Consider the following 13,902-nt stretch of genomic DNA (forward strand, 5'->3'; position numbering starts at 1 on the left):
CGCGTGGGCCGCGGGCTTCTACTCCCGCGGGTCTCCGCGGCCAGGGGCCGATCGCACCGCCTGATCGAGACGCCGGCGCGATCTCGCGGTCGCCGGTCATCTCACGCCCTCCAGTCCGGGTGGCCCGGCATCGCCGGAGTGGTGGACGCGTACAGCCAGTCGTGGAAGAACGCGCCCAGGTCGCGGCCGGAGACGCGTTCGGCCACGGCGACGTAGTCCTGCGTCGCGGCCGGGCGGCCTTGGAACTCGTCGAAGAAGGTGCGTTCGATGCGGTCGAAGGTCGCCGGGCCAACGAGGCTGCGCAGCGCGTACAGCGTGAGCTTGCCGCCGAGATCGGTGCCGAACATGACACCCGCCGCGTAGGTCTGGCGGGCGACCGGGCCGTTCTGCTTCAGGATCTCGTTGTTCTGCGCATAGCCGGACTTCGCCGTCTCGTCGAACGGTTTCCCGCCGTGCTCGGAGTCGTAGAGGTCCTGGTAGAAGGTGGCGTGGCCTTCGCTGAGCCACATGTCGTCCCAGTGGCGCACCGGCACGGCGTCGCCGAAGTACTCGTGCGTGAGCTCGTGCGCCATGGTCGAGACCTCGCTGGGGTTTTCGAGGGCCAGAGCGCTGTAGGTCGGCATCGCCGCGGTCTCCAGCGCGACGCCGCCACCGTAGAGGCGGTTGACGCCGAGGGTGCCGGCGCTCGCGTACGGGTACGGGCGGCCCAGGCGCTGCTCCAGCCACGCGATGATCTCCGGGGTCTTGCGCGCGGTGTCGAGCGCGGCCGGTTTCGCCGCCGTCGTCACGTAACTGCGCACCGGCAGGCCGTGCGGGCCCACCTGGTCGACCTCGGTGAAGTGGCCGGCCGCGAGCTGCACGACGTCGGTGGCCGTGGGCCGATCGACACGGAACACCGAGGTCACCCGGTCGCCCGCACGGTGCTTCCCGACGAGCGTGCCGCTGCCGACGCCCTGCACGTCGGCCGGGGTCGTGATCCGCAGGGTGTAGGTGGCCGGGTCGCCCGGCACATCGTCGGACGGGAAGACCGCGTGCTCACGGTCCGTCTGCCCCATCACCGCGAACCCGTCCGGGGTGTTCTGCCAGACACCGATGGCCTCGGCGAGATCGGGCGGCAGCGGCTGCCCGGTGGGCGACTGCGGGCTCTTCGCCCGGTCCGCGACGTAGCCGATCCGCACGGTGAACGGCACGCCCTTGCGCACCGGCCGCGCAGGCGTGACCACCAGCTTTTCGCCCTGCACCACGAACTTCGCGGCCGTGCCGTCGACCTCGACCGTCCGGATCTCGCCCACGGCCGAGTCGAGCCCGAAGGACGACAGCGACTGCGTGGCGACGGCGCGCATCGCCACCGCCGCGTCCATCGTGGTCACGCCCGGCCGGTAGTCGAGGGAGACGTCGTAGTCGCGGGCGTCGTAGCCGCCGTTGCCGAGCCCGGGGAACAGCCGCTCGCCCGCGCTCAGCGCGCCGGGAGACGCGGGATCAGCCGTGGCGGCGGTCGCGGTGCCGGCGGCCAGCACTGCGGCGAGCCCTGCCACCGCTGCGGTTTTCACGATCGTTTTCACCATGCGCCCTACCTTGCCGAGACCACCGCCGCACGCACATCAGCCGGGCAGCTCGAACGGGCTAACCGGAAAGTCGTACGGTGATCGCCGTGCGACTGCTGCTGCTCGACGCCTGCCTGGCGATCGCGGTCGCTGGCGTGCTCACGCTGGAGGCGCTCAACGGCGTGAACCGGCCCGCGCTGTGGCAGCTCACGATCGTGGCCGTGCTGGTGCTGTTGCTGCTGCGTCGCCGGTTCCCGCTGGTCACGATGCTGGCGATGGCGGTGCTGGCGTGGTTCGAGCCGACGGCGCAGCTCGCCACGATCTTCTCGCTCTACACCGTCGCGGCCCAGCGCGGACCGAAGTGGCCGACGGCGGTCGCGGTGGCCGCGGATCTGGTGATCACGTTCGTCACCTACCGGCCCGACGACCTGCAGGCCTGGGAGATCGTCGGCTTCGTCGCGGCCCTGATGCTGGTCCTGCCCTTGCTCGCGGGCCTGTGGATGCACCAGCGCGCCGTGCTCGTCGACGCCCTGCACGACCGCGCGGACCAGGCCGAACGCACGCGCGACCTGCTCGCCGAACGCGCCGTGACGGCCGAGCGCCGGCGGATCGCGCGCGAGATGCACGACGTGGTGGCCCACCGCGTGAGCATCGTCGCGCTGCAGGCCGGAGCGTTGTCCGTGCGCGCGCCCAACGACGAGACCGCGCGGCTCGCCGAGGTGATCCGCGAGTCGAGCGCCGCCGCGCTCACCGAGCTGCGCGACATCCTGCGGGTGCTGCGCGAGGAGGAGAACGAACCGAAGGCGCTGCCGAGCCCCACGCTCGACGGCGTCGCGCAGCTGGCCGGCGATCTCGCCGCGGCCGGCGCGGACGTCGACGCCGAGGTGCCCGATCCCCTGCCGCAGGTGCCGGAAATGGTGGGCCGGGCGGCGTACCGGATCGTGCAGGAAGCCCTGACCAACGCGGCGAAACACGCGCCGGGCGCGCCGATCCGCGTCCGGCTGTCCCTCGACAGCGGCAAGCTCGTGGTCGAGGTGGCCAACGCCCTCGGCGCGTCGGCGGGCTTGCCCGGCGCGGGCTACGGCGTGATCGGCATGCGCGAGCGCGTGACGTTGGCCGGCGGCGCGCTGCGCGTCGGCCCTGACGGCTCGGGTGACTACGTGGTGCGCGCGGTGTTCCCGCTCGCCGGCGGTGCGTGAGATGAGGAGGACGCTGCGGTGATCAAGGTCGTGCTGCTGGACGACGAGGTGCTCGTGCGCAGCGGCATCCGGATGATCCTCGAGTCGGATCCGGAGATCCGCGTGGTCGCGGAGGCGGGCGACGGCACGGGCGTCGCCGAGCTCGTCGCGCGGCATCAACCCGACGTCGTGCTCACCGACATCCAGATGCCCGGCGTCGACGGCCTCGAGGTGACCCGCGTGGTCACGGCGCTGCCCGAGGCGCCGGCGGTGGTCGTGCTGACCACGTTCGACCTCGACGAGTACGTGCACACCGCGTTGCGCCGCGGCGCCACCGGGTTCCTGCTCAAGGACACGCCGCCGCGCGACCTGGTGAGCGCTGTGCACGTGGTGCGCCGCGGCGAGGCGATGCTGTCGCCCGCCATCACGCGGCGGCTGCTCGGCGAGTTCGCCTCAGGCGGGGCCACGGAGAGCGCGAAGGCGCGGCTGACGGCGCTGACCTCCCGCGAACGCGAGGTCGCGGTGGCCGTCGCCGAGGGCTGGAGCAACGCAGTGATCGCCACCCACCTCGGCGTCAGCGAGGCCACCGTGAAGGTCCATCTGGGCCGCATCATGTCCAAAGTGGAGGCCTCGAACCGCACTCAGGTGGCCATTCTCGTGCACGATGCTGGTCTTGCTTGAATCGTTGTCGCGCAAGCGGTGCCCGGTTGGTTACGATCATGCCCGGGTCGGGGGATTCCACGGAGAATTCAGGGGACCCTCATGTCCGATTCAGTCCTGCCGCCCAAGCCGACCGGGCCGAGCTACCAGGACGCGCCACCGCCACCGCCGCCACCCGCGACGGGCAAGACCAACGGTTACGCCATCACCTCACTGGTGCTCGCGATCGTCCCGCTGCTGAAGGTGCTCTTCGGCTTCGCTCTGGCGATCCCGGGGATCAGCCTGCTGCTGAGCGTGATCTTCGGTGTCGTCGCGCTGCGTCAGATCCGGCGCACCGGCGACAGCGGCCGCGGCCTGGCCATCGCGGGCCTCGCCCTGTGCGGTGCGTGGCTGCTGACGCTGATCATCACCGCCGGCAACTCCTCCGGTTCGAGCAGCGAAGACGCCGCCATCGACGAGCTGTCGGGCGGCGGCAACAGCGTGTTCTCGGCCGAGCAAGGCGAGTGCTTCTCCGGCTACGACAAGCTCACCAGCGACATCGCCAAGGTCTCGTGCGACGTGGCGCACGCCGACGAGATCTATGCAGTGGTGCCCCTGCCGGAGTCCGAGAGCTATCCCGGCGAGGAAGCCCTGACCACGCTGAGCCGCCAGTACTGCACCACAGCGCAGTCGGGGTTCTTCGTCGACACCACGATGCCGGCGGACCTGGTGATGGGCGTGTACTACCCGCCGGCCGGAGCGTGGCAGAACCAGAACCGCTCGGTGGTCTGCACCCTGGAATCCAAGTCCGGCGTGCTGAAGGCCCCGGTGGCGCACTAGCGGATCACGGTGCGCCGGGCGGGACGAACGGCAACCCGCCCGGCGCACCGTTTTCCAGCAGCCGCAGCAACTGCGCGGTGTCCACTTCGGACTCGATGGCGTCGGCCAGGCGCTCCAGCATGTCCTCACGCAAGGCCGCGAAACCTGGCGCGTCCGGGGCCGGGGTCCAGTCGACCCCGGACTGCGCCGCCACCTCCGTGAGCCAGGCGCGGCGGAAGCCATCGTTTTCGAAGGCGCCGTGCCAGGTCGTGCCCCACACGGACCCGACGCGAAAACCGTCCAAAAAGGACTCTTCGGCGGTGCCCGATGCCGTGCCGTGGTGGATCTCGTAGGCCTCGACCCGGTGGCCGCGCCATTCGCCGACCGGGCGGCCGAGCACCTTCTCCCCCGCGAACGTGACGTCGGTGGGCAGTAGACCGAGGCCGTCGACCGTGCCGGCGCGCGACTCGACGTCGTCGTGGATTGTGGTGGCGAGCATCTGGTAGCCGCCGCAGATGCCGAGCACGGGACGGCCGGCGGCGGCGCGCGCGGTCACCGCGTCGGCGAGGCCGCGCTCGCTCAGCCAGCGCAGATCGTCCACGGTGGCGCGGGAACCGGGCAGCACCACGAGATCCGCGGCGGCGACCGTGTCCGGGTCGGCCGTGAGGCTCACCGTCACGCCGGGTTCGGCCGCGAGGGCGTCGACGTCGGTGGCGTTCGAGGCGCGCGGGAAGCGCACCACGGCCACGCGCAGCCCGCCGCCGCGCGGAGCCTCGTGCCGCCAGCCCGCGGCGGCCAGCGCGTCTTCGGAGTCGATCCACACGCGGTCCAGCCACGGCAGCACCCCGAGCACGGGCCGGCCGGTCACGTCTTCGAGGCTCTTCAGCCCCGGGCGCAGCAAGCCGACGTCGCCGCGGAACTTGTTGACCACCCAGCCCGCGACCAGAGCCTGGTCTTCCGGTGACAGCAGCGCGAGCGTGCCGAACATCGCCGCCAGCACGCCGCCCCGGTCGATGTCGCCGACCACGACCACCGGCAGCGAGAACCGCCGCGCCAGACCCAGGTTCACGTAGTCCCCGCCGCGCAGGTTGATCTCCGCGGGGCTGCCGGCGCCCTCGCACACGACCACGTCGAACCGGGAGCTCAGGTCCTCGAAAGCGCCGAACGCGATCTCCGCCAGCCCCGCGCGGCCGGTCGCGTACTCGCCGGCTTCCAGCGTGCCGAACGGTTTCCCGAGCGCGATCACGTGACTGCGCCGGTCGCTGCCCGGCTTGAGCAGCACGGGGTTCATCGCCGCTTCGGGCTCGACGCGCGCGGCGCGGGCCTGCAGCCACTGCGCGCGGCCGATCTCGGCACCGTCGGCGCAGACCATCGAGTTGTTCGACATGTTCTGCGCCTTGAACGGCGCCACCCGCACACCGCGGCGGGCCAGCCAGCGGCAGATCCCGGCCGTGACCAGGCTCTTCCCTGCATCGGACGTCGTGCCGGCGACCAGCAGCCCGCTCATCGCGCCACCGCCACCGCTGCTGCCACCAAGGCCGCGGCCGCGCCGGCCACGCGCGACAACCGCACCGCGCGGCGCAGGTCGACGGGCTGCGGCGCGCGGCCGTCACCGAGCGTGCCGCGGTCCTCGACCTCGCCGCCGTAGCTGTTGGTGCCGCCGAGACGCAGGCCGAGCGCGCCGGCGAACGCGGCCTCGACCTGGCCGGCGTTGGGGCTCGGGTGGTGCGAGCCGTAGCGCCGCCACGCCCGCCACGACGCCCGGGTCTGCCCACCCGCGAGCGGCGCGGACACCGCGGTGAGCACGGCGCCGGCCCGCGACGGGACGAGGTTGACGATGTCGTCGAGGCGCGCCGCCGCCCAGCCGAAGTTGCGGTGACGCGGCGAGCGGTAGCCGACCATCGCGTCAAGCGTGTTGAGCGCGCGGTAGCCGAGCAGGCCGGGGATGCCCGCGACGGCGCCCCACAGCAGCGGCGCGACCACAGCGTCGGACGTGTTCTCGGCGATCGACTCGGTAGCCGCGCGCGTGAGCTCCGCGGGGTCGAGCTCCGACGCGTCGCGCGCGCAGAGGTGCGACAGGCGGGCACGGGCGGCGGGGACGTCGCCGGCGTCGAGCAGCCGCGCCATCTCGCGGCCCTCCGCCGCGAGCCCGCGGCCGCCGAGCACGACCCACGTCGCGGCGGCCGTGAGGGCGAAGCGCGCGAAGGGACGTCGGCGCGTGCTCAGCTGAGCGGCCACGCCCAGGCCCGTCGCGGCTCCCGCGCACACCGCCGCGTACGCCGCTCCGCGCGGCTTCGAGTCGGCCCACCAGCGGCGTTCCAGCGCGCCGGCCCAGCTGCCGAACACCGCGACCGGGTGCCCGCGGCGGGGGTCACCGAAGAGTGAGTCGGCCGCATATCCGGTGATCAGGCCGGCCGCGGTGACGGCTTGTCGGAGTGGCACGTGGCGAACGGTAGCGCGTGCACGAGAATGCCGGGTATGACCAAGCTGACGCACCGGCTCGCCGGGTATCTCGAGACCCTGGCGCGGACCCTCCGCCGGTACGGACGCGACGACGGCAAGGTGCTGGTCCTCGGCGGCGTCCGCTCGGGGAAGTCGAGGCACGCGGAGCGGATCGTCGCGCACCACACGCACCTCGTGTACGTGGCCCCCGGCCTCCCCCCGAGTGACGACGACCCCGAGTGGGCCGCCCGCGTCGCCGCGCACAAGGCCCGGCGCCCGCGCCACTGGACCACGGTGGAGACCACCGACCTGGCTACCGTGCTGCGCTCGGCGACGAGCCCGCTGCTCATCGACTGCCTCGGCACGTGGCTCTCGCGCGTGCTCGACGAGGTCGGCGCGTGGTCGGGCAAGCCGGGCTGGGAGCGCCGTCTCGACGACCGGCTCGAGGACTTCCTGGCCGCGTGGACCCAGGCCCGCGTGCCCGTGGTGGCCGTGAGCAACGAGGTCGGCAGCGGTGTGGTGCCCGCTACGTCGTCCGGACGGCTGTTCCGTGATGTGCTGGGCGCACTCAACAACCGGGTGTCCGCCGAGTCCGACCGGAGTCTGCTGGTCGTCGCCGGGCGGGTGCTCGAACTGCCGTAAGGAGTCCGCCGTGCCGAGTTTCGACATTCCCGTGCCCGACGCCGCCGCCCGCGCCGCCGCGCAGGAGCGCCTCGACGGCCTGGTGAAGCCACTCGGCGCGCTGGGCCGGCTCGAGGAACTGGCCGCGTGGCTCAGCGCCGCCCACGGCGTGGTGCCGCCGCGTCCGCTGGACGACGTGCGTGTGGTCGTCTTCGCGGGCGATCACGGGGTGTCGGCGCAGTCGGCCTACCCGCGTGAGGTCACGGCGGCGATGGTGCGGGTGTTCCTCGCCGGGCGCAGTGGCGTCACGGTGCTCGCCGCGCAGGTCGGTGCTCGCGTGCGAGTGGCGGACATCGCGGTCGATTGGGACGCTTCGGATGTTCCGGCTTCCGTGACCGCGCACAAGATCCGCCGCGGCTCGGGCGCCATCGACGTCGAGGACGCGCTCGCCCCGGGCGAGGCCCTCGCCGCGTTCGAGGCGGGGCGCGCCATCGCGGCGGAGGAGGCGGACGCGGACCTGCTCATCCCGGGCGACATGGGCATCGGCAACACCACGATGTGCGCGGCCCTGGTCGCGGCCACGCTGGGCCTGCCCGCGGCCGAGGTCGTCGGCACGGGCACCGGCGTGTCCGGGGCGGCTTTGGACGCGAAGACGGCCGTGGTCGAGGCCGCGGTGCAGCGCGCCGCGGGACGGGTGGCCGATCCGTTCGAGCGGCTGACGGCGTTGGGCAGCGCCTGCGTCGCGGCCACCGCGGGGTTCCTCGTGGAAGCCGCGGTGCGGGGCATCCCCGTGCTGCTCGACGGCATCTTCTCCGGCGCGGCCGCCCTGGTCGCCCGGGACATCGCGCCGGGTGCCGAGCAGTGGTGGCTCGCGGGGCACCGCTCGACGGAGCCTTCGCAGGCGTTCGCGTTGAAGGCGCTCGGGCTCACGCCGATCCTCGACCTGGGCCTGCGCCTCGGCGAGGGCAGCGGCGCCGTCCAGGCCGTTCCGACGCTGCGTGCGGCGCGGGCGATCATCGCGGACATGGGGTTGCTGGCGGACCTCGCGTGAGGGCTGCCCGCGAGGACGTGAGGGCCACCGGAGCACGGCTCGAAGGATTCGGGTGGCCGTCTGCCACGGCCCTGAGAAGCGCGGCGAGGCGGCCGGCGGCCGTTGTCAGGTGCCTCGATTCCGGAGGGCTGCGGGTGGGGCGCCGGTGAAGCTCGGCGACGCGCTGCGGCTGGCCTTCGGCACACTGACCACCGTGCCCGTGCCGGCCCCGCGCGTCATCGATCGAGGGGTGGCCGGGGCGGCGATGGTGCTGGGCCCGGTCGCGGCGGTCCCCCTCGCGGCGGCCGCGGGCCTGGTCGTGGCCGGCGGCGTGGCCGTGGGACTGCCCGCGCTCGCCGTCGCCGCCCTCGCGCTGGGAGTGGTGGCCCTGGGCAGCCGCGGCCTGCACCTCGACGGGCTGGCCGATACCGCGGACGGGCTCGGCGCGTCGTACGACCGCGCCAAAGCCCTCGACGTCATGCGCCGCGGCGACTCGGGCCCGACCGGGGTGGCGACGCTCGTCTTCGTGCTCCTGGTGCAGGTCGGTGCTTTGACCGGCGCCGTGTCGGCGGACCACGGCGTCGTGGCCGCCGTGGTCTCCGTGCTGGCGGGCCGGTGCACGCTGTCGATGTCGTGCGCGCGCGGCGTGCCGTCCGCCCGGCCGGAGGGGCTCGGAGCGACGGTGGCGGGGTCCGTGCCGCGGGTGGTCGCGGTGGCCGTCGGTCTGGTGGCCGCCGCGCTGGCCGCGCTGGCGCCCGGCTTGCCGTGGTGGCAAGGGGTGGCCGCGGTCGGCGCCGGGTACCTCGTCGCGGCCGCCTTGCTCGCCCGGTGCGTCCGGCGCCTCGGCGGAATCACCGGTGACGTCCTCGGCGCCGGAGTCGAAGTGGCGGTGGCGGCGACGCTGCTCACGCTCGCCGTCTGAGCCGCACCCGGTTCCGGTCGGCGACGGCGACGGCGACGGCGACGGCGACGGGGCTAGCCGAACGTGAACACGTACGCCTGGGCGCCGGGTTCGAGGAAGGTGATCTCCAGCGTCCGCTCGCGGACCTCGTCGTGCTGGCGCACGAGCTGGTAGAGGCGAGCGTCCCGGAGCAGGCCGTTCCCGTCCTCGTCGACGTCCACACCGTGCGCCGGGCCCGGAGCCGCGCCATCGAGGAACACGCGGAAGAGAACCGGCTCCCCCGCACCGCGAGACAGCACGACATGCGCGTCCCGCGCGTGGAACCGGTAGGAGATGCTCCCGCCGGCTCGGTCGAGCACGACGTTCTCGGGCCCGATCGTCCAATCGCCGGCGAGGGCCCAGTTGCCGAGGTGCAGGCGCGGCGGGAGCCCGTAGGTGCGGCGTTCGTCGAACCCGACGCGGCCCGGCGACGCGAAGTGCTCACCACGCCCGTAGCCGAGATACGTCTCGGACGTCCGCAGGTGCTCCCAGTCGGCCTCGGCCTCCACGCCGCGCCCAGCGACGGAGACGAGCTCGCGCTCGACACCGAGCAGCCGCTGGATGACGCGCTCCGACTGCTCGTAGCGTCCTTCCCCGAAGTGGTGGTCGCGGATGACGCCTTGGGCGTCCACGAAGTAGAGCGCCGGCCAGTAGTGGTTGTCGAAGGCGCTCCAGATGGCGTAGTCGTTGTCGACCGTGACCGGGTAGTCGATTCCTCGTTCCATCGTCGCCTGCCGCACGCGGTCGATCTTGTGCTCGAACGAGAACTCCGGCGTGTGGACTCCGACTACGACCAACCCGTCGTCCCGATAGGCCCGCGACCAGGCGCGGACGTAGGGCTCCTGGCGCAGCCAGTTGATGCAGGTCAGCGTCCAGAAGTTGACGACGACGACGCGGCCCTCCAGCTCGGCGGGGCCGAGTGACCCGGAGTTGAGCCACTCGGCCCCGCCGAGCGCGGGCATCTGCACGCGTGCGGATACCGACATCTAGCGAACCGAACGCAATCCGGCGCGGACCTCGGAGGCGAACAGCTTCGGCTGCTCCCAGGCGGCGAAGTGCCCGCCCTTGTCGAGGCGGTTGTAGTGGACGAGGCGGGGATAGGCCTCCTCCGCCCAGCTCCGCGGCACCTGGTAGAGCTCGTCCGGGAAAACGCTCACCGCCACCGGGACGGAGACGCCCTTCGGGTCGAAGAAGCCGAGCTTGTTTTCCCGGTAGAGACGTCCCGAGGAAACCCCCGTGTTCGTCAGCCAGTAGTGGGTGATGTTGTCGAGCACGTCGTCTCGGGTCAGGCCCTCGTCCTGCCCGTCGAAGACGCGAGCGATCAGCGCCAGACTGGCCGAGTCGTGATCGAGCATCCAGGCGGCGAGGCCGACGGGTGAATCGGCGATCCCGTAGAGCGTCTGCGGGTGGGTCCCCATCTCGAGGGCATAGGCCACGTCGGTCGCGAAGAAGTCCTTCAACTTTTCGTAGAGGCGGGTTCCCTCGTCGGACAGATCGGGCGGTGCCGGGCCGCCGGACTGCACGGCCTGGGCGACATCGGGTCGAACGGCGCCGGGGAAGTTGGTGTGGATGCCGATCAGGCCTCCCGGCGCCTGTGCACCCATCAGATCGACGATCTGCCCGCCCCAATCGCCGCCCGAGGCGACGTAGCGCTCGTAGCCCAGGCGCTTCATCAGCTGCGCCCAGGCGCGCGCGATGTGCTCGGGGCCCCAACCGGTGACGGCCGGCTTGCCCGAGAACCCGTAGCCGGGCATCGACGGGATCACCAGGTGGAACGCGTCCGCTTCGCTCGCGCCGTGGGCAGTGGGATTGGTGAGCGGATCGATGATCTTCAGCTGCTCGATGACCGAGCCGGGCCATCCGTGCGCGACGAGGAGCGGCAACGCGTCTTCGTGTTTCGAGCGAACGTGGATGAAGTGGATGTCGAGGCCGTCGATCTCGGTGATGAAGTGCGGTAGAGCCTTCAGCCTCTCCTCGCATCTGCGCCAGTCGTACTCCGTCGCCCAATAGCGGGCGAGCGCCTGCATCGTCTCCAGCGGCACGCCCTGCGAGATGTCCGAGACGGGTTCCTTTTCCGGCCAGCGAGTGGCCAGAATGCGCGCACGCAGATCATCAAGATCCGCATCGGGCGTCTCGACCGTGAACGGCCGGATCGCTTGATCGTGCGCTGCTCCTTCAGTCGTGACAGACATGCGTCTCCTCGGTGGGATGGGTGCGGTGGTCGATGTCGCGTTGCCGGACCAGACGCGAAACTCGGTACTGTGCCACCCGACCACCGGCGGTTCCTCACCCGAAACGAGTGATACGCACGGTTTCGTCGTGCTCGCCGGCTAGAGCGAGCGGGCCAGCGCGGCGACGAACCCGTCGGTCACCTCGCGGGAACGGACCGCCAGGCGCAGGTGCCGGGGGCCCAAGCCGGGGAACGTATCGCCGCGGCGCACCGCGTACCCCACGGAGCGCAGGCGAGAACGCAGGCCTTCGTCGGGAGCCTCGATCAGCACGAACGGACCCCGCGGGTCACCCAGGACCGGAATGCCCAGTCCGCTCAGGCGGGAGACGAGGTAGTCGCGGTCCGATTCGGCGGTGGCGGCCAGCTTTTCCGCTTCTTCCAGCGCGGTCGGGCGGCAGCAGGCGACCGTGGCGACCGCGGCCGGCGTCGACACCGACCACGGTGGCTGGACGGCCCGCAGCCGCGCGAGGACTTGAGGCGGGCCGAGGACGTAACCCGCGCGCAAGCCCGCCAGGCCCCACGTCTTGGTGAGGCTGCGCAGCACGACCACGCCGTCTAGCGACGAACCCGCCAGGCTCTCCGCTTCGCCGGGGATGGCGTCGAGGAAGGCTTCGTCCACCACGAGCAGGCGGCCGGGTTGTGCCAAGGCACGAAGTACGTGGGCGGGGTGCAGCACCGAGGTCGGGTTCGTCGGGTTGCCGACGAACACCAGGTCGGCCGACGCCGGGACGAGGCCGGGATCCAGCACGAAACCGTCCGACGACGGCAGGACTACACGCGAGACGTCGTGACCCGCCGCGCGCAGGGCGGCCTCGGGTTCCGTGAACTGCGGGTGCACGACCACCGCGTGCCGCGGCTTCAAAGCCGAAGCCAGCAGGGTGAACGCCTCCGCCGCACCGGCCGTCACCAGCACTTCGTCCACCGGACGGCCGTGCCGCGCGGCAACAGCTGCCTGTGCCGCCGACGGATCGGGGTACGCGGCCAGACTGTCCACAGCGGACACCAGCTCCCGCCGCAACCACTCGGGCGGGCGCGGCAGCCGGACGTTCACCGCGAGGTCCACCAGCCCCGGCCCGACCTCGCGATCGCCGTGGTGGTGCAGGTCGTAGTCCGAGGTGTCAGCCACGCGGAGCCACCTGGGCAAAGGCGCGCACGTGGGTAGCGAACCGTTCCGCCAGCTCCGGATACCCGGCCCAGTGCACATGCAGGTACGACGCGTGCAGCGAACTCGAAGCGAACCCGTCCACCGTCCGCTCCCAGCCCCACGCCGGCGACGGACCGGCCCCGGGCGTGAGCTCCGTGCGGTGGAACTCGTGGCCGGTCACGCGCTGGCCCGCGACCGCGAGCACGTTGTCCGCCAGCGAAACCGCCGTCCGGTACCCCAGCTTCCCGCGTTTGGTCATCACCGCGGTCGCGTCCACGACACCGGCCATCGGCAGTCCGTCCAGCTCACGGCACAGGTAGAGCAGCCCCGCGCACTCCGCGCTCACCGGCATACCCTGCCCGACCGCGTCCGCCACCGCCGTGAGCAACGGCTTGTTCGCCGACAGCTCCGCCGCGTGCACCTCCGGGAACCCGCCACCGAAGTACAACCCGGCACAGCCCTCGGGCAGCTGCTCGTCCCGCAGCGGATCCACGTCGACGACGTCCACGCCGAGCGAGGCCAGCAGCTCGACGTTCTCCGTGTACCGGAACGTGAACGCCGGCCCGGCCGCCGCGGCCACCACCGTCCGCGGTCCCTCGAAGCCGCCGGGCGGTGTCCACACGGGACCGGTCAACGGCGGCGCCGCCCGCGCGACCCGGACCACGGCTTCAAGATCCACCCCGCCGGCCACCCACGACGCCAGCTCAGGCAGCACCCGCTGCGAGTCGGCAGCGCGCTCGGCCGCGGGCACCAGGCCGAGGTGGCGGCTCGGCGCGTGCACGTTCTCGTTGCGTCGCAACGCACCCAGCAGCGGAACGCCCGTGGCCTCCAACGCGGACGCGATCTCGTCCTCGTGGCGCTGCGAACCCAGCTTGTTCAGGATCACCCCGGCGAGGCGCACGCGCGTGTCGTAGTTCGCGAACCCGAGCACGGTCGCCGCGACGCTGCGCGAAGCGGCCGAAGCGTCGACCACCAGCACCACCGGCGCGTCGAGGACCCGGGCGACGTGCGCGGTCGACGCGTAACCCTCCGTGCCGAGCGCGCCGTCGAACAGTCCCATCACGCCTTCGATCACGGCGATGTCCGCGTCGGCGGAACCGTGGCGCAGCAAGGGAACCAGCCGGTCCTCACCCTGCAGGAACGGGTCGAGGTTGCGCGCGGGACGACCCGTGGCCAGCGCGTGGTAGCTCGGGTCGATGAAGTCGGGCCCGACCTTGTGGCCCGACACGCGGTGCCCGGCGGCGCGCAACGCCGCCATCAGCCCGGCGGCGATGGTGGTCTTGCCGTGCCCCGAGCCGGGCGCGGCGATGACCAC

The 13,902-nt window shown here is 72.5% G+C and carries 13 protein-coding genes; 6 read left to right on the forward strand and 7 right to left on the reverse strand.

What is annotated here, in order from left to right; translation table 11 throughout:
* Window positions 1-101: 101 nt before the first annotated feature.
* Window positions 102-1,565 (reverse strand): M1 family metallopeptidase, encoded by a 1,464-nt coding sequence (locus AB0H62_RS37045; protein ID WP_360591291.1) that lies wholly within the window; start codon window positions 1,563-1,565, stop codon window positions 102-104.
* Window positions 1,566-1,642: 77 nt separating this feature from the next.
* Between AB0H62_RS37045 and AB0H62_RS37050 the strand changes: the two genes are divergently transcribed.
* The 3 genes from AB0H62_RS37050 to AB0H62_RS37060 all read left to right on the forward strand — a co-directional run bounded on the left by AB0H62_RS37050 (window position 1,643) and on the right by AB0H62_RS37060 (window position 4,201).
* A complete protein-coding gene (locus tag AB0H62_RS37050; protein ID WP_360591293.1) occupies window positions 1,643-2,743 on the forward strand; it encodes a histidine kinase in 1,101 nt (366 codons plus the stop codon).
* Between the two features lie 18 nt (window positions 2,744-2,761).
* On the forward strand, window positions 2,762-3,403 hold the full coding sequence (locus tag AB0H62_RS37055) for a response regulator transcription factor (RefSeq protein WP_220243156.1): 642 nt from the start codon (window positions 2,762-2,764) through the stop codon (window positions 3,401-3,403).
* A gap of 81 nt (window positions 3,404-3,484) precedes the next feature.
* Window positions 3,485-4,201, forward strand: coding sequence for a DUF4190 domain-containing protein (locus AB0H62_RS37060; protein ID WP_220243157.1), 717 nt, complete (start codon window positions 3,485-3,487; stop codon window positions 4,199-4,201).
* A gap of 4 nt (window positions 4,202-4,205) precedes the next feature.
* Here AB0H62_RS37060 and AB0H62_RS37065 read toward each other — a convergent pair whose 3' ends face one another.
* Complete coding sequence (locus AB0H62_RS37065; protein ID WP_360591296.1) at window positions 4,206-5,687, reverse strand: cobyric acid synthase; 1,482 nt, start codon at window positions 5,685-5,687, stop codon at window positions 4,206-4,208.
* On the reverse strand, window positions 5,684-6,622 hold the full coding sequence (locus AB0H62_RS37070) for a cobalamin biosynthesis protein (RefSeq protein ID WP_220243159.1): 939 nt from the start codon (window positions 6,620-6,622) through the stop codon (window positions 5,684-5,686). The genes AB0H62_RS37065 and AB0H62_RS37070 overlap by 4 nt, the downstream gene beginning before the upstream one ends.
* A gap of 36 nt (window positions 6,623-6,658) precedes the next feature.
* On the opposite strand from AB0H62_RS37070, the gene AB0H62_RS37075 reads away from it, so the two are divergent.
* The 3 genes from AB0H62_RS37075 (at window position 6,659) to AB0H62_RS37085 (ending at window position 9,195) form a co-directional block, all read left to right on the forward strand.
* Window positions 6,659-7,264 (forward strand): bifunctional adenosylcobinamide kinase/adenosylcobinamide-phosphate guanylyltransferase, encoded by a 606-nt coding sequence (locus AB0H62_RS37075; RefSeq protein WP_354876980.1) that lies wholly within the window; start codon window positions 6,659-6,661, stop codon window positions 7,262-7,264.
* Window positions 7,265-7,274: 10 nt separating this feature from the next.
* The gene (gene cobT / locus AB0H62_RS37080) at window positions 7,275-8,294 is read left to right on the forward strand and encodes a nicotinate-nucleotide--dimethylbenzimidazole phosphoribosyltransferase (RefSeq protein ID WP_360591299.1); all 1,020 of its coding nucleotides are present in this window, start codon (window positions 7,275-7,277) and stop codon (window positions 8,292-8,294) included.
* Between the two features lie 145 nt (window positions 8,295-8,439).
* Entirely contained in the window at window positions 8,440-9,195 is a 756-nt protein-coding gene (locus AB0H62_RS37085; protein WP_255638321.1) for an adenosylcobinamide-GDP ribazoletransferase, read from the forward strand.
* Window positions 9,196-9,248: 53 nt separating this feature from the next.
* Here the strand turns inward: AB0H62_RS37085 and AB0H62_RS37090 are convergent, their stop codons facing one another.
* Genes AB0H62_RS37090 through AB0H62_RS37105 form a run of 4 tightly spaced genes read right to left on the reverse strand, consistent with a single transcriptional unit; the run spans window position 9,249 to window position 13,902 of the window.
* On the reverse strand, window positions 9,249-10,199 hold the full coding sequence (locus tag AB0H62_RS37090; RefSeq protein ID WP_220243162.1) for a redoxin domain-containing protein: 951 nt from the start codon (window positions 10,197-10,199) through the stop codon (window positions 9,249-9,251).
* Entirely contained in the window at window positions 10,200-11,489 is a 1,290-nt protein-coding gene (locus AB0H62_RS37095; RefSeq protein ID WP_255638322.1) for an epoxide hydrolase family protein, read from the reverse strand.
* Between the two features lie 54 nt (window positions 11,490-11,543).
* Window positions 11,544-12,569, reverse strand: a complete 1,026-nt coding sequence (gene cobC, locus AB0H62_RS37100; protein ID WP_360591302.1) for an Rv2231c family pyridoxal phosphate-dependent protein CobC — start codon at window positions 12,567-12,569, stop codon at window positions 11,544-11,546.
* Complete coding sequence (locus AB0H62_RS37105) at window positions 12,562-13,902, reverse strand: cobyrinate a,c-diamide synthase (protein WP_360591304.1); 1,341 nt, start codon at window positions 13,900-13,902, stop codon at window positions 12,562-12,564. The genes cobC and AB0H62_RS37105 overlap by 8 nt, the downstream gene beginning before the upstream one ends.

It is taken from the genome of Amycolatopsis sp. NPDC050768 (assembly GCF_040654155.1).
GTDB lineage: Bacteria > Actinomycetota > Actinomycetes > Mycobacteriales > Pseudonocardiaceae > Amycolatopsis.